General features: G+C 64.0%; 17 protein-coding genes. 7 read left to right on the top strand and 10 right to left on the bottom strand.

Annotation, left to right across the window (positions count from 1 at the left end; genetic code table 11):
* Nucleotides 1-56 precede the first annotated feature (56 nt).
* Together J7E83_RS06950 and J7E83_RS06955 are read right to left on the bottom strand one after the other, a co-directional pair.
* Nucleotides 57-1,364 carry a P-loop NTPase gene (locus J7E83_RS06950; protein WP_214960285.1) on the bottom strand — a complete coding sequence of 436 codons (1,308 nt, stop codon included), beginning with the start codon at nt 1,362-1,364 and terminating at the stop codon, nt 57-59.
* Nucleotides 1,361-2,005 (bottom strand): hypothetical protein, encoded by a 645-nt coding sequence (locus J7E83_RS06955; RefSeq protein WP_214960286.1) that lies wholly within the window; start codon nt 2,003-2,005, stop codon nt 1,361-1,363. The genes J7E83_RS06950 and J7E83_RS06955 overlap by 4 nt, the downstream gene beginning before the upstream one ends.
* 154 nt (nt 2,006-2,159) lie before the next feature.
* Here J7E83_RS06955 and J7E83_RS06960 point away from each other — a divergent pair, with 154 nt between their 5' ends.
* A complete protein-coding gene (locus J7E83_RS06960; protein ID WP_015937610.1) occupies nt 2,160-2,375 on the top strand; it encodes a helix-turn-helix domain-containing protein in 216 nt (71 codons plus the stop codon).
* A gap of 72 nt (nt 2,376-2,447) precedes the next feature.
* Here the strand turns inward: J7E83_RS06960 and J7E83_RS06965 are convergent, their stop codons facing one another.
* Nucleotides 2,448-3,011 (bottom strand): hypothetical protein, encoded by a 564-nt coding sequence (locus tag J7E83_RS06965; protein ID WP_214960287.1) that lies wholly within the window; start codon nt 3,009-3,011, stop codon nt 2,448-2,450.
* A 145-nt stretch (nt 3,012-3,156) separates the two neighbouring features.
* On the opposite strand from J7E83_RS06965, the gene J7E83_RS06970 reads away from it, so the two are divergent.
* Entirely contained in the window at nt 3,157-3,921 is a 765-nt protein-coding gene (locus tag J7E83_RS06970; RefSeq protein WP_214960288.1) for a LysM peptidoglycan-binding domain-containing protein, read from the top strand.
* Nucleotides 3,922-3,963: 42 nt separating this feature from the next.
* The gene (locus J7E83_RS06975; protein ID WP_251043475.1) at nt 3,964-4,425 is read left to right on the top strand and encodes an Rv3235 family protein; all 462 of its coding nucleotides are present in this window, start codon (nt 3,964-3,966) and stop codon (nt 4,423-4,425) included.
* A 92-nt stretch (nt 4,426-4,517) separates the two neighbouring features.
* On the opposite strand, the gene secA is transcribed toward J7E83_RS06975, so the two are convergent.
* The 7 genes from secA to mtrA form a co-directional block, all read right to left on the bottom strand.
* Nucleotides 4,518-7,256 (bottom strand): preprotein translocase subunit SecA, encoded by a 2,739-nt coding sequence (gene secA / locus J7E83_RS06980; protein WP_214960289.1) that lies wholly within the window; start codon nt 7,254-7,256, stop codon nt 4,518-4,520.
* A gap of 47 nt (nt 7,257-7,303) precedes the next feature.
* A complete protein-coding gene (locus J7E83_RS06985; protein WP_214960291.1) occupies nt 7,304-8,572 on the bottom strand; it encodes a winged helix-turn-helix domain-containing protein in 1,269 nt (422 codons plus the stop codon).
* Between the two features lie 32 nt (nt 8,573-8,604).
* Nucleotides 8,605-9,330: a ribosome hibernation-promoting factor, HPF/YfiA family gene (hpf, locus tag J7E83_RS06990; protein ID WP_214960292.1), complete on the bottom strand. Its 726-nt coding sequence runs from the start codon at nt 9,328-9,330 to the stop codon at nt 8,605-8,607.
* A gap of 172 nt (nt 9,331-9,502) precedes the next feature.
* Complete coding sequence (locus J7E83_RS06995) at nt 9,503-10,408, bottom strand: ComF family protein (RefSeq protein ID WP_214960294.1); 906 nt, start codon at nt 10,406-10,408, stop codon at nt 9,503-9,505.
* Nucleotides 10,409-10,495: 87 nt separating this feature from the next.
* Nucleotides 10,496-12,211: an LpqB family beta-propeller domain-containing protein gene (locus J7E83_RS07000; RefSeq protein WP_214961063.1), complete on the bottom strand. Its 1,716-nt coding sequence runs from the start codon at nt 12,209-12,211 to the stop codon at nt 10,496-10,498.
* Nucleotides 12,211-14,076 (bottom strand): MtrAB system histidine kinase MtrB, encoded by a 1,866-nt coding sequence (mtrB, locus tag J7E83_RS07005; RefSeq protein WP_251043615.1) that lies wholly within the window; start codon nt 14,074-14,076, stop codon nt 12,211-12,213. Before mtrB ends, J7E83_RS07000 begins: the two co-directional genes overlap by 1 nt.
* 115 nt (nt 14,077-14,191) lie before the next feature.
* The gene (gene mtrA / locus J7E83_RS07010; protein ID WP_214960296.1) at nt 14,192-14,866 is read right to left on the bottom strand and encodes an MtrAB system response regulator MtrA; all 675 of its coding nucleotides are present in this window, start codon (nt 14,864-14,866) and stop codon (nt 14,192-14,194) included.
* Between the two features lie 168 nt (nt 14,867-15,034).
* Between mtrA and J7E83_RS07015 the strand changes: the two genes are divergently transcribed.
* Genes J7E83_RS07015 through J7E83_RS07030 form a run of 4 tightly spaced genes read left to right on the top strand, consistent with a single transcriptional unit; the run spans nt 15,035 to nt 19,143 of the window.
* Nucleotides 15,035-16,306 (top strand): hypothetical protein, encoded by a 1,272-nt coding sequence (locus tag J7E83_RS07015; RefSeq protein WP_251043476.1) that lies wholly within the window; start codon nt 15,035-15,037, stop codon nt 16,304-16,306.
* The gene (locus tag J7E83_RS07020) at nt 16,296-16,943 is read left to right on the top strand and encodes a DUF4129 domain-containing protein (protein WP_214960297.1); all 648 of its coding nucleotides are present in this window, start codon (nt 16,296-16,298) and stop codon (nt 16,941-16,943) included. The genes J7E83_RS07015 and J7E83_RS07020 overlap by 11 nt, the downstream gene beginning before the upstream one ends.
* Complete coding sequence (locus J7E83_RS07025) at nt 16,940-18,151, top strand: DUF4350 domain-containing protein (RefSeq protein WP_311379596.1); 1,212 nt, start codon at nt 16,940-16,942, stop codon at nt 18,149-18,151. The genes J7E83_RS07020 and J7E83_RS07025 overlap by 4 nt, the downstream gene beginning before the upstream one ends.
* On the top strand, nt 18,148-19,143 hold the full coding sequence (locus J7E83_RS07030) for a MoxR family ATPase (protein WP_214960299.1): 996 nt from the start codon (nt 18,148-18,150) through the stop codon (nt 19,141-19,143). Before J7E83_RS07025 ends, J7E83_RS07030 begins: the two co-directional genes overlap by 4 nt.

Here is a 19,143-nt window from a genome sequence, read left to right on the forward strand (position 1 = left end):
GACAAACGCCTCCATCACAAGATTGATGCTGCACCTTTGCAGCTCTTATGGTGAGCCTAACCCTTTACCCGACGCCTCGCTGTGTAAGGAAATACAGAGGATCGCGAAATTCGTTGGGCAGGTGCACAAACCAAATCGGCGATAGCCCGTCGCAGTTCCGAATCGGGAGCTGTCTCCAGCAGCAATGACCCACCAAGCAAAGCGGCATCGGCAGCAGCACCGTCAGCTGGCAGGAAGGCGATAATTGGGGAGGAGGGGCCATATCTGTCCCATGCATCACGCAATTGCCGTTCCGGCGACCTGCCGACTGCCGCCGCGCGCACCTTGTTCATCACCACAACCGGGGAAACGTGCGGAACAGCCGTTGCCAGTTCAGCCAGGCCACGGACCAGCCTCGGCACCCCGACCGGGTCAGCGGAACCGACCGCGTACACAGTGTCCGCGAGCTCAAGGCTGCGCAGGGTGGCAGCGTTCCGCCGGGGCGCCATGGTGTCGAAGCTGAGCTCTTCATCAGCTTCGAGACAGAATCCGGTATCCACCACCACGACGTCAGCAATGTCCCTGGCGCGCTCCAGTACCAGGGACAGCGCCGCCGGCCGGAGCTCGGTCCAGCGGTCGGACCGCGTGATGCCGGTCAGGACCCGGAACGTTCCAAGCCTGGTGGCTACGGGCGCGGCCACGCGGAGCAGCGCTTCGGTGTCCAGAAGCCCTTGGTCCGCGAGCCTGCACGCCTGGGCCAGGGCTGCAGATTCATCGAGAAGGCCAAGGACAGCAGCGATGCTTGCTCCATAGCTGTCGGCGTCAATGAGGAGGACCGACTTGCCTTCAGCAGCCAGTTCCCCGGCCATATTGGCTGCAACAAAGGTACGCCCCGGAGATCCGGCCGGCCCCCAGACGGCAACGATTTTCCCCGATCCGGCAGGAGGAGGAACGTCGGATGAGGCAGCTGGAAGTTGTCTGAGCGAAGCGCCTGTGTCCGCCAGACCACTCCCGGAATCCGTGGACTGTCCGTAACCGGTCAGCTGGGAGACGGCCTCGGCGATCCGTCCCGCCAGGGCCGCGGATTCGATTCCCGACAGCGCTGAGGCCACCCCTATGCCCCGTAGCCTCGCAGCTTCAGCCGGACTGTCAGTCAGCGCAATGATGGCAACCCCAACCGCGCTTAGCCTGTCAACGAGCGAAGCCGACAGCTCCTCGCAACCTTCGGCAACGACGGCGGCCAGCGCCAGTCCGCTCTGGCAGGCCGCGAGCAGTTCGGTCAGCTCGGCGCACCGGCGTACGACCGTCACGGAGCCATGAAGCCTTTCCAGTCCGCCCACGAGATCTTCCTGCGCCTGCCCCACAGTCACCACGGGAATGCTCATGAAGCTCCCCCACCCGGATTCCACACCACGGAAATCTTGGCGTGGTTCGCCTGTGCCCCCAGTAACGCAGGCATCTGGTTGTCCGCGACTAGGACCATAAGCACCGTATTCCGGGAAGACCCCAGAGTGGTTGATCCGCTGGTCACTTGGGCAATTTCGGCGCCGGGAAGCAGCAGCTTCGGTTCACTGAACCCGTTCCGTGCATCCGGCAAGGCAACCCAGACGTCTACCCTGGTACCGGCAATGGCCTGGGGCGGCAGGCTCTCTTCTATGGTCACGGCTACTGGTTTACGGTCCAGCGCGTCCACCTTGCCGAGGCTTTCCCTTGGAACCAGCTGGTTTTTCCCGATTCTTTGGACAGCGACCAACCCCTCGGGCAGCCCGGATTCCACCGTCACATAGTGCTCCTCAGTCTCACCAAGCCGGACTTTGGCATGGACGACGTTATCCGGGGTCAGCTTTTCACCTACCGCAATGGAGTCCTTGGCTGCATACACTTCCGTGGTCCGGTCAGCGCTGCCGACGAGTGAGATGACGCCCACAACAGATGCCAGAACCAGCAGCACCCCTACCAGCAGCCGGGGATCTTTCCATGATGGCCGCTTCAACCTTGCGCCAGTGGCCGCCCCATCAGGACTCATGCGTCTTCTCCCCCTTGCTCCGCACCCGACGGCTGATTGCGCCGAACACCCTCATTGTGACGGCAAGGTTGGCCTAACAGAAAGTCAAGAAACCAAACCGCATCAAACTGTGGATAACGCCACCCATTTGCCCCTGCAGTGGCAAAATGGTTGCATGCCCCGATTCCTCACACTCGCAGATGTCGCCGAACAGCTTCAGATCAATTCACCCGCGGCGTATGCGCTCGTCCGCAGCGGAGAGCTCAAGGCAATCCAGGTGGGCGGACGGGGCCAGTGGCGGGTGGAAGAAAAGATGCTTGAGCAGTACATCGAGGAACGCTACGCCGAAGCCAGCCGAATGATCCAGGAAGCCAAATCGAAGTCGGTCTGACCCGGGCTCACCCGACATGACATGACCTCGCCGCCAGTTCCCCTGCCTCCGCGGCGGCGGTAGCAATGCCGCTCACGTCCGCGGCGACCTAATGGCACCCAATGCGCCAAACGGAATGCTGGAAACCTGTTTCACCTGCGACGCACGTCGGGCTTCGCCGACGCTCAACGAGGCAAGGTCGAAGAAGTCCCTGCCCACCCTGTCGATGACGCCAAGCAATCCGCTGTCCTGAGCCGAACCGCCCCTGAGAGTCACTGTGAGCTGGGCCCTGTCGCGGGCAAGGCCGCGGAGGGCATGAGACAAACCGATGCCGCGCCGCACGACCGACGGCTCGCCGACCGACAGCCGGCCCAGGCCCACGTACCGAGCGGCGGCAGCGTACGGGATCAGAACCTGATGTCGCGCCTCATTCAGGACCAGCGCATCCGCCCCTGCATGGCTGAGCGTCCCCTCGAAGACCGTTCGACAGGCGAGGTGCACAGCCACGTGGGCTCCTAACGAGCCGCGCAGCCTATCAGCCAGATGTACGGCGGCCGTCTCAATCCTGGCCCGTTCCGTGACTTCGGCTTCCAGGGACAGCCTGTCCCCTTCGGCGAACTGTGACTCCATGTCATTGAAGAGTGAATCCCACCGCATGGCGCCAGCGTAGGGCGATGGCTGCGTTGCGGTCAATTCGCCGAGCGAGTTGTATCCAACGTCTGGACAAAAATCGAGTATGTAAGGCAAACTGAAGCCATCTATAACAAACTGCATCAAAATGCATCAAACATAAAGGATCGTCATGGTTGAAGGAAAAAACCGTGGAGTTGGCGCCGACGCCGCCATGGCCGCAGTGCTCTTGCTTCTCGGTTCCTTTCTGCTGGTCACGGGTTCGGGACTTGTGGATCAGTGGCGCCTGTCTGCCGACCGCCGGCAATCGCCCGACGTCGACGACCTCCTGGGCGCATTCGCAAATGCCGGTGGACTCGCCATCGTTGGATGGTGGGTCCTGTCCATGCTCCTGGCCACCCTGGCCGCTGTCCTTGAGGGGAGGGGCAGTAGAACGGCCGCGGCAGCCGCCGGCAGACTCTGTCCTGCCTTTATGCGGCGCCTTGCCCTCGCCGCGCTTTCTGTCCAGCTCCTGTCCGCTCCGTTGGCCAATGCCGCCGAGCCATTACCCGCCGGTCCGGCATGGTTGCCGACCCAGGAAGTAGCGGTATCGGCGGACTGGGCCCCGACGGACGTAACAGACGGAACAGGCGAACCGTGCCCGGTATCGGAAATTCAACCAGACTGGCGGCCCAACGCCCCAGTGACCGATCCTGGACTTCTCGCGGCCCAGCCGGTCCGCACCGCGCAACTTCCGCTCCAAAATCACGGCGAATTTACGGTGCTGGCCGGAGATACCCTCTGGGACATCGCTGCGCGCGAGCTCGGGCCCACGGCAACGGACGTCGATGTTGCCCTTCAGTGGCCCCGCTGGTACGAGGCCAACCAGGCCGTCATCGGGGAGAACCCGGATGTCCTGCTGCCCGGCCAGATCCTCAAACCACCCTCCGCTGCCTAGCCGACAGTCTCACGCGAATCCGCAACCAAACAAGGGGAAATCATGAGTGCAGTAACACCGATCGGAACGGCCGCAGCCAACGGCATCCGGAGAGCAGCTTCGCGGCAAGCACCGCGGCCAGATAGTCCCCTCCACCCTCTCCGAGTACGTGACCAGGACGAAGAAATCCGGGCTCTCGCACGGAGCACCGTGCAAGCCGCCATGGAGGTCCTCGCCGGTATCCGGCCCGTCCACCAGCTATCGCGGAGATTGGACCCGCGGTGCCTCGCAGTACTGCATCACCGCGCATCGTTGATCCGTCGAGAACTGGCGCGCTCGGCTTCCCCGTCGCTGGCCAAACTTCACAAGAATTCGGTGGTGCGTTCGGTCCGGGCCTGTGAGGTCGCGCCGGGTGTCTACGAGGCCAGCGCCGTGGTGGTTGACGACGTCCGGGCACGGGCGGTGGCCATCAGGCTTGAACGGAGCAAGCAGGTCTGGCGGGTGACAGAGCTCGTCGTTGGCTGACCCCAGTGCGGGAAGGACTCAAAAAAGGCAGGACCCGGAACTGTCGCTCCGGGTCCTGCCCCTTGGTGCAATCTGCGCTTGCCCGCAGGCTGTCAGCGCCGCTTTTTCTTGCCTGAACGCTTGGCCGCGTCCTGTGCCGCCGCCTTTGCCGGGTTGCCGGAACGGGAAGAGGACCGGCTCTCCACGCGCGTCTGGGTTCCGCCGTCTTCGCCAGGCGCGGTGTACTGCAGCTGGGCCGGCTTCTCTGGGGCCTCCAGGCCCGCCGCGTGGATCTGCGGTTCGACATGCTCCGTGTGGCCGCCGCCCGCATCGGCAACCACAACATCCTGTGCAGGGGTGACCTCCACCTCAAGATTGAACAGGAAGCCAACACTTTCCTCACGGATGGCCTCCATCATGCTCTGGAACATGATGAAACCTTCCCGCTGGTACTCAACCAGCGGGTCCCGCTGGGCCATGGCACGCAGGCCAATGCCTTCCTTCAGGTAGTCCATCTCGTAAAGGTGTTCTTGCCATTTCCGGCCGATGACCGACAACACTACGCGACGCTCAAGCTCCCGCATGCTTTCTGAACCGATTGCTTCTTCACGGGCCTGATACACGAGGCGGGCGTCGGACAGCAGCTCCTCCTTAAGCAACTCCACCGTCAGCCGTGACTTTCCGCCGGCCTCTTCGATAATGTCCTCAGGCGTGACACTCACGGGGTACAGCGTCTTCAGGTTCGTCCAGAGCTGGTTGTAATCCCAGTCATCGCCGTTCCCCTCAGCCGTGGCGGCATCGATCAGGGCTGTGACCGTGTCTTCGACGAAGTACTGCACTTTCTCATGCAGGTCGTCTCCCTCGAGGATCCGGCGCCGGTCGCCGTAAATGGCTTCGCGCTGGCGGTTAAGGACGTCGTCGTACTTCAGGACATTCTTGCGCTGCTCGGCATTCCGGCCCTCGACCTGGCCCTGGGCCGACGCGATAGCACGGGAGACGAGCTTGGACTCCAGCGCAACATCATCCGGCACCGAGCTGTTCATGAGCCTTTCGGCGGCGCCGGAATTGAAGAGCCGCATCAGGTCATCGGTCAGGGACAGGTAGAACCGTGATTCACCTGGGTCCCCCTGGCGTCCGGAACGGCCCCGAAGCTGGTTATCAATACGGCGGGACTCGTGCCGCTCGGTTCCCAGCACATAGAGCCCGCCGAGGTCCAGGACTTCTTCGTGCTCGTCCTTGACTGCCTGCTTGGCGGCTTCCAAGGCTTCAGGCCAGGCGGCCTCGTACTCCTCCGAATTCTCCTCCGGGTCCAGCCCGCGCTTGGCGAGCTCGGCAACCGCCGTGAATTCGGCGTTGCCGCCCAGCATGATGTCAGTCCCGCGGCCTGCCATGTTGGTGGCAACTGTCACGGCGCCCTTCCGGCCGGCCTGCGCGACGATGGCGGCTTCGCGCGCATGGTTCTTGGCGTTCAGGACTTCGTGCCTGACACCTTCCTTGGCGAGCAGTTTGGAGAGGTATTCGCTCTTCTCCACGCTGGTAGTACCGACCAGGACGGGCTGGCCCTTCTCGTGGCGTTCCGCGATGTCCTTGACTACGGCGTCGAATTTCACGGTTTCGTTTTTGAAGACGAGGTCGGACTGGTCGATCCGCTGCATGTCGCGGTTGGTGGGGATGGCCACGACACCGAGCTTGTAGGTGCCCATGAATTCGGCGGCCTCAGTCTCGGCCGTGCCGGTCATCCCCGCGAGTTTGCTGTACATGCGGAAGTAGTTCTGAAGGGTCACCGTGGCCAGGGTCTGGTTTTCAGCCTTGATCTCGACGCCTTCCTTGGCCTCGATTGCCTGGTGCATTCCCTCGTTGTAGCGCCGCCCCGCGAGGATGCGGCCGGTATGTTCGTCAACAATCAGGACTTCGCCGTCGAGGATCACATAGTCCTTGTCCCTCTTGAACAGTTCCTTAGCCTTGATGGCGTTGTTCAGGAATCCGATGAGCGGCGTATTGGCGGACTCATAGAGGTTCTGGATACCCAGGTAGTCCTCCACTTTTTCGATGCCGGTTTCAAGAACGCCCACGGTGCGCTTCTTTTCGTCCACTTCGTAGTCCTGGTCGGCCTGGAGCCGCAGCACCACCTTGGCGAATTCGCTGTACCAGCGGTTTGTATCCCCCTGGGCCGGGCCGGAGATGATCAGCGGGGTGCGGGCCTCGTCGATGAGGATGGAGTCGACCTCGTCCACAATGGCAAAGTGGTGCCCGCGCTGGACGAGTTCAGACTGGTCCCACGCCATGTTGTCGCGAAGGTAGTCGAAACCGAACTCGTTGTTGGTGCCGTACGTGATGTCGGCGGCGTACTGCTCCCGGCGGACGGACGGGTCCTGGTTGGACAGGATGCAGCCGCTCGTCAGCCCCAGGAACCGATAAACCCGGCCCATGAGGTCAGACTGGTACTCCGCCAGGTAGTCGTTCACCGTGACTACGTGGACACCGTTTCCAGCTAGGGCATTGAGGTACGCAGGAGCGGTGGCCACGAGGGTCTTGCCTTCACCGGTCTTCATTTCTGCAATATTGCCGAGGTGGAGGGCTGCGCCGCCCATCAATTGCACGTCGAAGTGACGCATGCCAAGGGTCCGGGATGAGGCTTCACGCACTGCGGCAAAGGCTTCCGGCAGAAGATCGTCGAGCTTCTCCCCGTCCTGGTGCCGTGCACGGAGGCGGTCCGTTTCTTCACGGAGTTCGGCATCCGTGAAGGTTTTGAACGAGTCTTCGAGAGCATTGATGGAATCGGCATAGTTCCGGAGTTGCCGCAGGGTTTTCTTGTCACCCGTACGGAGAAGTTTTTCGATAAGTGATGCCACGTGAAGATGCTCCCAGTCTCATGCTGCCGAATTCTGGCGTTTTTAGTCTACGGGAGAGACACAGGCCACGTTGCCTCTGTTCCCTGAGAGCGGATACCCCCATCATCCCCTCGAATGGCTGCTGCAAGTACCGCGGCCAGGTCCCCGGCGGGGTGAACCACCACCTCCCCAAGTCCCAGCCAGCCAGCCATGAGTTTCAGTTCGGCCGCAAGCTCGACGGCGGTGTCCAAAGGGGCGTTCGGCTCCGCATGGGCCGACTTGACCAGCAGTCGGCCCGCCGCCCGGTCGGCCTTAAGGTCCACCCGCGCCACTATCCTGTCCCGCAGGAGGAACGGCAGGACGTAGTAGCCGAATCGCCTTTTTGGTTCAGGCGTGTAGATCTCGATGCGGTAGTGAAAGCCGAAGAGCTCTTCAAGCCGGCGCCGCTCGAAGACCAGGGAATCGAAGGGACTCAGGAGGGCGCGCCCGGCGGCCTTCCGGGGAACCCTGGCATCCACGTGACGGAACAGTTCCCTGTCCCAGCCTGCTACCGTCACGGGTTCAAGCCTGCCGCTGCGCACCAGGTGGTCCACGGATACGGCCACCGCCTTTCCCGGAATCCGGAAGTAGTCCGCAAAGCACCTCACCGTTCCAATACCGTGCGCCTGTGCGGCGGCATCGACGAGCCGGTGCATGGCGGCATCCCGGTCATGGGGGCCTTCCCGTTCAGCGTCGCGGCCCGGCAGCACCCGCGCGGTGAGCGCATACCTGCGCTCGAACTGGTCGGTTCTGGAAGCGGCGGAGACCAGCCCTTCTTCGAAGAGATGCTCAAGGACCCTTTTGACCGCGTTCCAGTTCCATCCCCAGTTGTCCGTCCGCCGGTCCTCGACGTGTCCGATCCTGGCCGTCAGCTGGGCTGCTGTCATGGGGCGGCCGGTAGAAAGTGCCGCCAGGATTTTCCCGGCTACGCCCTCCCGCAGATCCGGTTCCATTGCTGAGGCCCCCACCCATTTGCGTTTTTGCCACAGGACCAGATCCCGGAAGTGCTCTGGCCGGATATAGCTGGCTTCATGTGCCCAGTACTCGATCATGCGTCGGGGGTGCGTGGCTGACATACGCTGCAGGATGCTGCGGTCGTAATTCCCAAGCCGGGAGAAAAACGGAAGGAAGTGGCTCCGGGACACCACATTGACGGAATCGATCTGGACCAGCTGGAGCCGGGCAAAGGTACGGCCCACCGTCCGTGATGTCACGGGTCCGGCAGGCCGTCCTTTGTCGAGTCCCTGGGCTGCCAAAGCGATCCGCCGGGCCTGGTCCAGGCTCAGCGTCGCTTCCACCTCAGTCCTCTCGTTGGATGGTCTTCACCATCCTAGACTTTTGCTGCTTCATCGGCGGAACGGTAAGCGATAATTTTCTCCTCAATCACGTTATCCCCAGGTTCGCATTCGTGGTCCAGGGTGATAACCCCGTACGTCCAGCCGCGGCGGCGGTAAACCACGGACGGCGTATTGGTAGCTTTGTCCACAAAAAGGTAAAAATCGTGCCCTACGAGCTCCATGTTGTCCACGGCGTCGTCGAGGGAGAGGGATGCGGCAGGAAAGACCTTGCGCCGGATCAGCACCGGAGAGTCTCCGGCCGGAATGTCATTGTCGACCTCATAAGGCGACGTCTCGGCAGGCGCTGCCCCGGGTTCGTTCCGGTGGCTTGCCTCTGCATAAATTGGTTCGTGGGCACTGGCAGGCTCCAAGGCTGCGGTGGCTTCGCGGACCGCCTTGGGTGTGTGCCGGCCGTGGTGGACCTTCTTACGGTCCTTCGCACGGCGGAGCCGCTCAAGCAGCTTGTTGTAGGCGAGATCAAACGCCGCGAATTTGTCGGCGGCGCTGGCTTCGGCACGGATCACTGGTCCACGGCCCAGGACAGTCACTTCAACGGTGAGCTGGTCGCCAGTCTGACGGGCATTCGTTTCCTTGGAAACCTTCGCATCCACCCGCTGGACCTTGTCGCCGAGCGCTTCGATCTTCGAGATCTTCTCGCCGGCGTATTCGCGGAAGCGGTCTGAGACCGTCAGATTTCGTCCGCTGATCATAAACTCCATGGTGCCCTCCAAATGACTTCGGTGACACGACGGCGGCACTTCCTAAGGCCGATCTGCTTGACAGTCGAGCCCCTCTCCGAGCCGCCATCGAAAGGTACATCTGTTCTTGGTACCCACAACCGACGTTAGTTCATAGCCACACGTTATTCATCCTTTCCCGGTTTATTTTTTTCTAAGTCATGGTGCCTTCCGCCAGTACCCGCCGAGGCGACGCCGACGCCCCGGAATCCGGCGGGCGTGTCGCCGCCAGGACCACGGCACCCGCCACGAAGGCGCCCGCCAGATGCAGTGCCCGGGCCGATTCCGAGAGCGTTGCCCCGGTGGTCAGGACGTCGTCGACAATGACGCACCGCCGGCCGGCAACGCTCCTCTGCTTCCATCCCGCGACCCGCATGGATCCACGGACCCGCTTGGCCCTCGCCCCGCGACCAAGGCCTTTTTGGCCACCCGGAAGCTGTTCCCCGACGGCGCGGCGTGGCGACTTCCGAAGCACGTCAAGAACAGGTGTGCAGGCCAGGTTCCCCCCACCCCTCAATGCACCGAGCAGAAGATGGACGGGGCTGAACCCCCGTTTCACGAATGCTCCTGCACTGCTGGGCACGGGCACCAGGAAGACGGCGTCCATGCCGTCAGCCGCGGCGGTCACAGCCCCGCCCAGCCCTTTCGCCAAAACCGACTTCAGCTGGTGCTGGCCATGGCTCTTGAAGGAAAGAAGCGCCTGCGCCAGCTCCTCGCGGTACACCCCCGCGGCTACCACCGGGAGGATGACCCCGCCGTCAACGTCCATCAGCGCCGGGGCCTGCGCCTCCGCCCTGAACGGCCGGCTGGTCAATATCCTGACCTGCCGTTCACAGGGAGCGCAGAGGGCCCGGTCCTCGGCACCACAGCAGACGCACTCCACGGGGATGGCAAGCGACAGAAGCTCGGCCCCGGCTGCAGCCACCTGGTCAGCCAGCCTCAGGACCCACTGCTGCTGCTCCCCCCGGTGCTTCGCGGGTCTTGGCGCAGCCGGAAGAAGGTCCGGATCTGCAGGAACGACGGCCCTGCCGGGTCCCGTGGTAGGTGAGCCATCAGTCATACCACCATGCTCGCTCTGGAGCGGACGTCGTGGAAGGCTTCGGGGCGATATGTGGGTAACGCGGCCTGCTGACGGGGTAATCGCACCCTAGCCGGGGAAAGACGGATCGATGGGACCCTTCAGCTGGGGGGACCAGCCATTCCCGAGCCGCTGAAAGATTCCTTCGGCCGACTGGCCGTAAATCTCCTCCTGTCCGTTGCCCGCACTGAGCGACACCAGGCCTGGCCACGGCGCCAGCTGCTGTGGCTGTCCGGACGTAAGTGACAACAGCTCCGGAGTGACATTCGCTGCCGGGGCCTCCTTCATGACTGCAACCGTCGTTTCGTTGACCCAGACCCCCTGGTCCGGCTCACTGTCCGTCACCAGCGTTATGGGTGACGTCAGCTCCCTCGGGGTTCCATCGGCATTGCGGATGATCCCGGCAACCTGCACCCGCGTCTTTCCGTTCTGCTCCGAAATCACCAAAGCGCGCACCCCTTCCCGGGAAATCCTCAGGTCCTTGATGGTCCAGCCTGCGAGCCAGGAAGGCGCCAGGGTGACGGTGGGAACGACTGTGCCCTCCGCCACCCCTGCCGGATGGTAGGCCACAATCTCCGTCCCCCCGGCGGCACCGGGCCCGGCGACCCATACCCAGTCATTGAGGCTCAAGGAGGGGTGTGTCAAAGTGCTGCGTGTGGTCAGGGCCCTGGCGGGCTGGCCGGGAACCATGCTGTAAAGGGTGGTTCTGCTCTCATTCAGGAACGCGACGGTCTGGGATACCGGCGACTCCGCCGGAAAGCGCGGACCAAGCGCCGAGACGGTCTGCATGTCCGGCAGCGGGGACACCCTGTTGTTCTCATAACGCACCAGTTCCTTTCCGTTCACGGCGATCTGGCGCGCGGGTACGTTCTTGTTTTGTACGGGTGGCAGCACCGACCCGTTGTCGTCCACCCGGACAAGGTCTTGGTTGGCGCGCAGCTCAACGTTGACCACATCGGGCTGGCTGCGGAAAGTCAGTGCGAGCTGCGTCTGCATGCGGAGCCTGTCCTCCGTGGACGCTTCCGTGAGTTCCTTGGCGCTCAGATCAACCTGTGCAGCCCCGGACACTACCGGAACGGACTCCCTGGCCAGTTTGATGCCTGACGGGAAGGCGCTCACCACTGCGCCCCGGAGGTAGGGCGCCGGTCCGGCAAGCAGCGCACTGGTCATTGCCTTGACAGTCTTGTTCTTGATGAACCAGCGGACGTCCGGAACGGCATAGGTGAAGCTGGGATCGTAGAAGTAGATGGGGTAGGCGCCATAGATTACCTTAAAGGTCTCCTCCGGAATCGCAGTCCCGTCAGGAATGGCTGAGATCCGCCATTGCCCATCAACCTTGGAAACTGTGGCCGGAATGTTCTCCATGGTGCCCGCCGGGCTCTGGGTGGCGATGCCGTCCGCGTCGACAGTGTAGGCAACGTCCAGTTCGTAGTTGTAGACGTTTTCGACGCTGGTAGCCACCACCCTGGCCGCCCGGTACACCAGGGCCCGCTGGTCCGGTTTCCATGCCACGGAGGAGGCTTGCGTGAGGTACTCGCGGGCCACCGCGTAGTCATCCTCGTAGCCGCTCCCTGCCCGATAAAAGTCCTCAATGATGGTTTCCGGGTCAGCTCCGGACTGGGGACCCGCGGGAAGGAAGACCGGGGCGCTGACGTTCCCCGCGCTTCCCTCGCTGCTTTTTCCTACCGGACCAGAGGTGGGTATGCGCGCGCATGACGCAAGCAGGAGGACCAGTACGACCATTAGTACGCCAGGCCGGTACCGCATCACGAGGTTCTTTCGCATCATGTCGTCTCCTTCCCTGCTGCAGCGGCGGCGGAACGGGCCTGGGACGTGCCATCGCCGCCTCTTTGCTCTTCCTCTGGAGCCTGCGCACCTTCCGGGGCTGGCACACCGTCTGGAGCAGGCCCGGCATCCGGGGCCGATAAATCAGCTGGCGGACGGTCCAGAACCAGCGCGTTCGTTCCTTCCGGCGCGCCATAGAGGACGATCTCCCCCGGCTCCAGCTGTACGGGTGACTTGTCGATCTCCTCGCCCTGCCTCAAGGGTATGGTCAGCCGGAAGTTAGCCCCGCTCCCCTTCTTTCCCCAGGCCTGCAGCCAGCCGTTGTGCAGCTTGGTGTCCTCCATGGCGATGGAGAGTCCCAGGCCGCTGCCACCCGTGGTCCGCGCCCGGGCGGGGTCCGCTCTCCAGAACCGGTCAAAGACACGGGCAGCCTCCGCCGGGGTCATTCCGATGCCGTGGTCACGGACCGCGATGCCCACTGAGGTCTGGTTGGCGGCGACAGTAATGTTCACCGGCTTGCCTTCGCCGTGTTCCACGGCGTTCAGGATCAGGTTCCGCAGGATCCTGTCGATCCGGCGGGCGTCCATTTCCACAACAATGCCACCGGCAGGCGCCCGGAGCGTGATCTCGCAACCGTACTCAGCGGCGACAGGCGCCGCTCCTTCGATGACGTGGGCAACGACCTGCAGGATGTCTTCCGGTTCGGCGTCAAGCACGGCCACGCCTGCGTCAAAGCGCGAGATCTCCAGCAGGTCCGAAAGGAGCGACTGGAAACGCTCAACCTGGTTGTACAGGAGTTCCGCAGAACGCTTGTTAATGGGATCGAAATCATGGCGGGCGTCATACAGGACTTCCGCGGCCATGCGCACAGTGGTCAGCGGCGTCCGGAGCTCGTGCGACACGTCCGAGACGAATCGCTGCTGCATCTGGGACAGCGTGGCCAGCTGGGTGATCTGCTCCTGGAGGCTGGCCGCCATGTGATTGAAGGAAGCTCCCAGCCGCGCCACTTCATCCTCACCTTTGACCACCATGCGCTCCTGCAACTGGCCGGCTGCGAGCTTCTCCGATACCAGAGCCGCGTGGCTGACCGGACTGACCACGTTACGCGTGACGTACCAGGCGATCGCGCCGATTATCACTACCAGCACCGCGCCGCCAGCCCAGAGCACGCTCTGAATCTCGTCCAGGGTCTGCTGTGCGGTGTTGAGGTCGTAAATCAGGTAGAGCTCGTACACCGTCCCGTTGAAGGTCACCTTGTTGCCCACTGCGATGCCCGGCCGGTCCTCGGTGCCTACGGGAATAACAGTGGAGGCCCAGTACTGGTCCTTGCCGGACTGCTGGACCGCCTTCCGCAGTTCCGGCGGAATGACACTGACGGTCAGCTGGTCCGAAGCCCTGGACTCAACCCACCGGTTCCGGGGCTTGGTCTGCTCCGGCATCGCTTCGAAAACGTAGCGGCGCTGGATCACGTCTCCCCGTCCCTCGACTGCGGTCAGGGTGTCGTAGACCAAGGTGATAACACTGGATTGGTCCGTGACCTGGGCGCCGTCGAAAGTGTCCTGGACCTGCTTGACGTTGTACCGGGTCTCGGACTCAGCCTGGGTCAGGCGCTCCTGGAAGAGGTTGTTGGCGATCTGGTTTGACAGGTAGGCGCCCACCACGGCGAGTGACGTCACGGACAGCAGCAACGTGGTGAGGACCGTGCGGAACTGCAGGGAGCGCCGCCAACGCCGCTGAAGCGATTTAGCCAGTTGACGCAGGGCAGGGAAGACGCGGCTGAGCCCGGTCCTGACCAGGCGCGCCACCCTGAGGGTGACAATCAGCGCCCGGCGCCTCCAGATGCCTGCGCGGAAGGGCAGCCGCATCAGTCCCGCCGCGAGGGCATCAGTGTGCTCCGGGGCAGTGTGGCTTACTGGGTGGACTTCCCGCTGCCCGGCCCCGGCAGCGTCCTGTGCGCGCCCCTTGTCGGCTCCCGAGGGGTCAGGAACCTGCTTTGTAGCCGACACCACGAACCGTCATTACTACTTCCGGGGCTTCCGGATCCCGCTCAATCTTTGACCGGAGGCGCTGGACATGGACGTTGACCAGCCTGGTGTCGGCGGCGTGGCGGTAACCCCAGACCTGCTCGAGCAGCAGCTCCCGGGTGAACACCTGCCAGGGCTTGCGCGCCAGGGCCACGAGGAGGTCGAACTCCAGCGGAGTCAGGGAGATACGTTCGTTGGCGCGGCTCACCGTGTGGCCGGCCACGTCGATGGTGATGTCGGCGATCCGGAGCGTTTCGGGAGCCTTTTGGTCTCCCGGCCGTAGGCGCGCACGGACCCGGGCAACCAGCTCGGCCGGTTTAAACGGCTTCGGCACATAGTCGTCAGCTCCGGACTCAAGGCCACGGACGACGTCGGACGTGTCCGACTTGGCGGTGAGCATCACAATGGGCACGTCGGATTCCGCACGGATCTGCCGGCAGACTTCAATGCCATCCACTCCGGGAAGCATGAGGTCAAGCAGCACGAGGTCCGGCTTCGATGAACGGAACACGTCAAGCGCCTGGCCGCCGTCGGCGCAGAAGACCGGCTCAAAGCCGTCGTTGCGGAGAACAATTCCAATCATTTCGGCCAGCGCTTCGTCATCATCAACTACCAGAATGCGTGCCTTCATAGTTATATATTCCCTTATCGACGGGGCTTTGTCCTGTTGAACGCCTTCCCGGCATGGCGTCAGGCTATGACGCCCGACGCCGGAACTATAGTCTGGGAGCGTACCGGCAGCTGCCGAAAGCGACGGTGCGCCCGGGGAAGGAACAGGTTGTCACCACAGGATCCGAATATGCAGCAGCCGCATCAGAGCGGCGAGCCGCCATGGGGGCCTCCGCCCGGCCCGCCGCGCGGGTCCCAACAACCGACAGGGTCCCAACAGCCGCAGTGGGGCGGGCAGCCGGTCTGGGGTCCGCCGCCAGGTGTCCCGCCGGCTCCGCAACAGTCGCCTTGGGGCACTCCCCCGTACAACGCCTACGGCGGTCCGCTGCCCTACCGCCAGCCGCTGTACGTCGCCCCACCCAAACCGGGCATCATTCCGCTGCGCCCCCTGATGTTCGGCGAGATCCTGGATGGCTCTTTCCAGACCATCAGGCGCAACGCGAAGGCCATGCTGGGCGCCTCCCTGCTGGCGCAGTCGCTGGCAGCGGTGCTGACCGCGGTTGCCACGGCGCTTTCGGCCAACTCCACCGGATCGCTCGAAACCTGGCTGCAGGGCCTGCGCCCGCAGGAGCTGGCCGCGGTGGGGCTGGGTTTTGGCGGCGGCATTCTGCTGTTCAGCGTCCTGACCCTGTTCATCTCCGCTGTTCTCCAAGGCGCCATGGTGGTGCCGGTAGCGCGGTCCGTCCTCAACCGGTCCACGGGCTTCCGGCAGATGTGGACCCTGGCCCGCTCCCGCGCTGGCGCCTTGCTCCGGCTGGCCGGCCTGCTATTTGTTGCCTGGCTGCTCGCCGTGCTGCTATTCGGTGCGCTGGCAGCCCTGCTGATCAGCAGCGTGGGTAGGGTCGGCGTCCTGGTGCTCATTCCCGTGGGCCTGGCCTGCATCGCGTTGACGATATGGATCTACATCAAGGTGATGGTGGCTCCGGCCGCCGTTGTCATCGAGGAGCTCGGGGCCATGGATGGCCTGCGCCGTTCGTGGGAACTCACCCGGGGGAACTGGTGGCGCGTCCTTGGCATCACCCTGGTGGTGGGGATCATGGTTGGGGTCATCGCCCAGGTGGTCATGATTCCTGTCAGCCTGCTCTCCACTTTCTTTACCGGCGTCATCTCACCCCACGGTGGCCCGGACCAGGCACTCTTGGCAGCGGTAGCCCTGGGAGTAGCCACTGCCGTAATCAGCGCACTCGTGGGGGCTGTGGGCTACGCCTTCCAGACATCGGTCATGGCACTGCTCTACCTGGACCTCAGAATGCGCAAGGACGGACTGGACATCGCTCTGCTGCGGCTGCTGGAATCGGGCGCGGACGTCGACGGCGTACCGGGCCGAGGGGTAGCTGTCTACACAGCAGGACGTGGCTACGGTCAGCCGCCGGCCTACGGGGCATGGCCGGATGGCCGCTGAACCTCCGGTGCTGCCCGGCAGCGACGAGGCCCGCCGCTGGGCTGTGGAGGAACTTTCCAAGTCTGAGTACCGAGAAGCAGCCCCGGGCTGGCTTGAGGGCTTATGGCGGATGCTCACGGAATGGCTGCGGTCCCTGGACAGTTTCCCCGGCGTCGATGGCAGCGCAGCCGCCCCGCTGATTGGGGTGGGGATAGCCGTGGTGATCGGGATCGCCATTATCCTCGCCCGTCCCCGCCTCAATGCAAGGTCGAGGCCCTCGGACGACGTGTTCGACGCCGACGCAACATGGAGTGCCTCGGACTACCGCGGACGCGCGGCGGCCGCAGCGTCCGCCGGTGAGTGGGGTGCCGCTGTCGTCGATTGTTTCCGTGCGCTGGTGCGCACCGCCGAGGACAGGAACGTCCTGGACACAAGGCCGGGCAGGACAGCGGATGAAGTGGCTCGCGAACTGGCCGGTCCATTCGGCTCTGAAGCGCGGCGCCTCGCCTGGGCGGCCAGGACGTTCGACGGGATCAGGTACGGAAACGAGGCCACGGACCGCGATGCCTATGCTGCCGTGATGGAACTGGATACCGCCCTGCAATCCCTGAAGCCACTGAACGCCGCGCTTCCGGCGGAGCCGGCGGTTCCACGGTGACCCAGGATCTGCACTCCGGCCCGAACGGGGTCCCGGCTGACGTGTCCGTCGAAACGGAAGCAGGTTCCCCGGCCAGCAGGTCTGTTTCGTGGCTCCGGCGGCACCGCGGCGGGGCAGCGCTGGGAGCGGTTTTCGCCGTCGCCCTGACGGTGGTGATCTCCTCGCAGCTTGCTCCCAAAGGCGACAGCGTTCCGTTATCCGTCCATAACTCCGGACCCGATGGTGCCAGGGCCGTGAGCGAGATCCTGGGCCGCCATGGTGTTGCCGTGGACGGCGTTGACTCCTTCGGCGCCGCCATGCAGGCCTTGGACGGCAGGCCTGGTTCCACACTCCTGCTGTATGACCGGAACGGCCTCCTGGACGAATCCCAACTGGCCGGGATCAAGAAAGCGGCGGGGCGGTTGGTGGTGGTCACACCGCGATTGAACACCCTGACGGCGTTGGGGAGCGGAATCAGCCAGGCCGGCGTGGTGCCTGACACCTCGCCGACCCTGGAGCCTGACTGTGGCCTTCCCGACGCAGAAGCTGCGGGAACCGTTTCGGGGGAATCGGGCTTCCTGTACGAAGGTGGCACCGTTTGCTACCGGCCGGCAGGGACTGCCGGCGGGTTGCTCGCCTTCACCGATGACGGCGCGTTGACGGTCCTGGGAAGCACGGCGGTTCTCACCAACGGCGGGCTCGCCGACCATGGACACGCTGCGCTCGCTCTACGGATGCTTGGCAGTTCCAGGGATCTTGTCTGGTACCTTCCGGGGCTAGGCGATGTGAACGCGGCGGACTCCACCCGGACGCTCGATGACCTTGCGCCGGAGTGGGTGCACTTCCTGGGTCCCTGGCTGGCCCTTGTGGCGGCACTGGCCATCGTCTGGCGTGGAAGGCGCCTCGGACCACTCGTCTTTGAACCACTGCCAGTCGTGGTCAAGGCTGTGGAAACGGCAGAGGGCCGAGCGCGGCTCTATCACGATTCGCACGCCGTCGACCGTGCGCGGGACAACCTCCGGGCGGGCACCCTGGTGCGGCTGGCCAAGGAGTTGCGGCTCGGCGTCGACGCCACCGCTGACGATGTCACGGAAGCAGCGGCCCGGCACCTGGCGCGGCCGGTAACCGAAATCAGGGAACTTGTCCGGGAGTATCCGCGGAACGAAGCCAGACTGGTGCGATGGTCCCAGGAGCTGGAGAAACTAGAAAACGAGGTGAGGACCCGATGAACGAACACAGCAGCGGCCCGCAGATCCTGGATTCCATCCAGCACGACCCTGCCCGGCAGGCGCTCCTTGACGTCCGCCACGAGGTGGCGAAGGCCGTGGTCGGGCAGGACTCAACAGTCACCGGGCTCCTGATCGCACTACTGTCCCAGGGGCACGTGCTCCTCGAGGGCGTGCCTGGAGTTGCCAAGACACTCCTGGTCCGGGCACTGTCCGCGGCTTTGAGCCTGGACACAAAGCGGGTGCAGTTCACCCCGGACCTGATGCCGGGCGACGTCACCGGCTCCCTGGTGTACGACACCCACACGTCGGAGTTCAGCTTCCGCGAGGGACCGGTATTCACAAACATCCTGCTCGCTGACGAGATCAACCGCACACCCCCCAAGACCCAGGCATCCCTGCTGGAGGCCATGGAGGAACGGCAGGTCTCAGTGGATGGCGTGTCCCGCCCGCTGCCGGAGCCTTTCCTCGTGGCGGCAACCCAGAACCCGGTGGAATACGAGGGAACCTATCCGCTGCCTGAAGCCCAACTGGACCGCTTCCTCCTCAAGCTCACCATGCCCCTCCCCAACCGGACGGACGAGATGGAGGTGATCCGGCGCCACGCCTCCGGATTCAACCCCCGCGACCTGGCGGCAGCCGGCGTCCGCGCCGTGGCCGGTGCGCAGGATCTTGAGCGCGCCCGCCAGTCCGTGGCCACTGTGGCCGTGGAACCCGAGATTATTGGCTACATCGTGGATCTGGTGCGCGCCACCCGGGCGGCACCATCCTTCCAGCTGGGCGTCTCGCCCCGAGGGGCAACCGCACTTCTGAACACGTCCCGTGCCTGGGCGTGGCTGTCCGGCAGGAGCTTTGTCACTCCGGACGACGTCAAGGCCCTGGCCCTGCCCTGCCTGCGGCATCGCGTGGCCCTGCAGCCTGAAGCCCAAATGGACGGGGTCCGCGTGGACGACGTGCTGGGCAGCATCCTGGCCTCCGTCCCTGTCCCCCGCTGA

The organism is Arthrobacter sp. ISL-48, assembly GCF_018613805.1.
Classification (GTDB): domain Bacteria; phylum Actinomycetota; class Actinomycetes; order Actinomycetales; family Micrococcaceae; genus Arthrobacter.

What these genes read in the sequence shown, in the direction of transcription:
- J7E83_RS06950 (WP_214960285.1), bottom strand. Translation starts at nt 1,364, where the DNA reads ATGAGCATTCCCGTGGTGACTGTGGGGCAGGCGCAGGAAGATCTCGTG.
- J7E83_RS06955 (WP_214960286.1), bottom strand. Translation starts at nt 2,005, where the DNA reads ATGAGTCCTGATGGGGCGGCCACTGGCGCAAGGTTGAAGCGGCCATCA.
- J7E83_RS06960 (WP_015937610.1), top strand. Translation starts at nt 2,160, where the DNA reads ATGCCCCGATTCCTCACACTCGCAGATGTCGCCGAACAGCTTCAGATC.
- J7E83_RS06965 (WP_214960287.1), bottom strand. Translation starts at nt 3,011, where the DNA reads ATGCGGTGGGATTCACTCTTCAATGACATGGAGTCACAGTTCGCCGAA.
- J7E83_RS06970 (WP_214960288.1), top strand. Translation starts at nt 3,157, where the DNA reads ATGGTTGAAGGAAAAAACCGTGGAGTTGGCGCCGACGCCGCCATGGCC.
- J7E83_RS06975 (WP_251043475.1), top strand. Translation starts at nt 3,964, where the DNA reads ATGAGTGCAGTAACACCGATCGGAACGGCCGCAGCCAACGGCATCCGG.
- hpf (WP_214960292.1), bottom strand. Translation starts at nt 9,330, where the DNA reads ATGGAGTTTATGATCAGCGGACGAAATCTGACGGTCTCAGACCGCTTC.
- J7E83_RS06995 (WP_214960294.1), bottom strand. Translation starts at nt 10,408, where the DNA reads ATGACTGATGGCTCACCTACCACGGGACCCGGCAGGGCCGTCGTTCCT.
- J7E83_RS07000 (WP_214961063.1), bottom strand. Translation starts at nt 12,211, where the DNA reads ATGCGAAAGAACCTCGTGATGCGGTACCGGCCTGGCGTACTAATGGTC.
- mtrB (WP_251043615.1), bottom strand. Translation starts at nt 14,076, where the DNA reads ATGCGGCTGCCCTTCCGCGCAGGCATCTGGAGGCGCCGGGCGCTGATT.
- mtrA (WP_214960296.1), bottom strand. Translation starts at nt 14,866, where the DNA reads ATGAAGGCACGCATTCTGGTAGTTGATGATGACGAAGCGCTGGCCGAA.
- J7E83_RS07015 (WP_251043476.1), top strand. Translation starts at nt 15,035, where the DNA reads ATGCAGCAGCCGCATCAGAGCGGCGAGCCGCCATGGGGGCCTCCGCCC.
- J7E83_RS07020 (WP_214960297.1), top strand. Translation starts at nt 16,296, where the DNA reads ATGGCCGCTGAACCTCCGGTGCTGCCCGGCAGCGACGAGGCCCGCCGC.
- J7E83_RS07030 (WP_214960299.1), top strand. Translation starts at nt 18,148, where the DNA reads ATGAACGAACACAGCAGCGGCCCGCAGATCCTGGATTCCATCCAGCAC.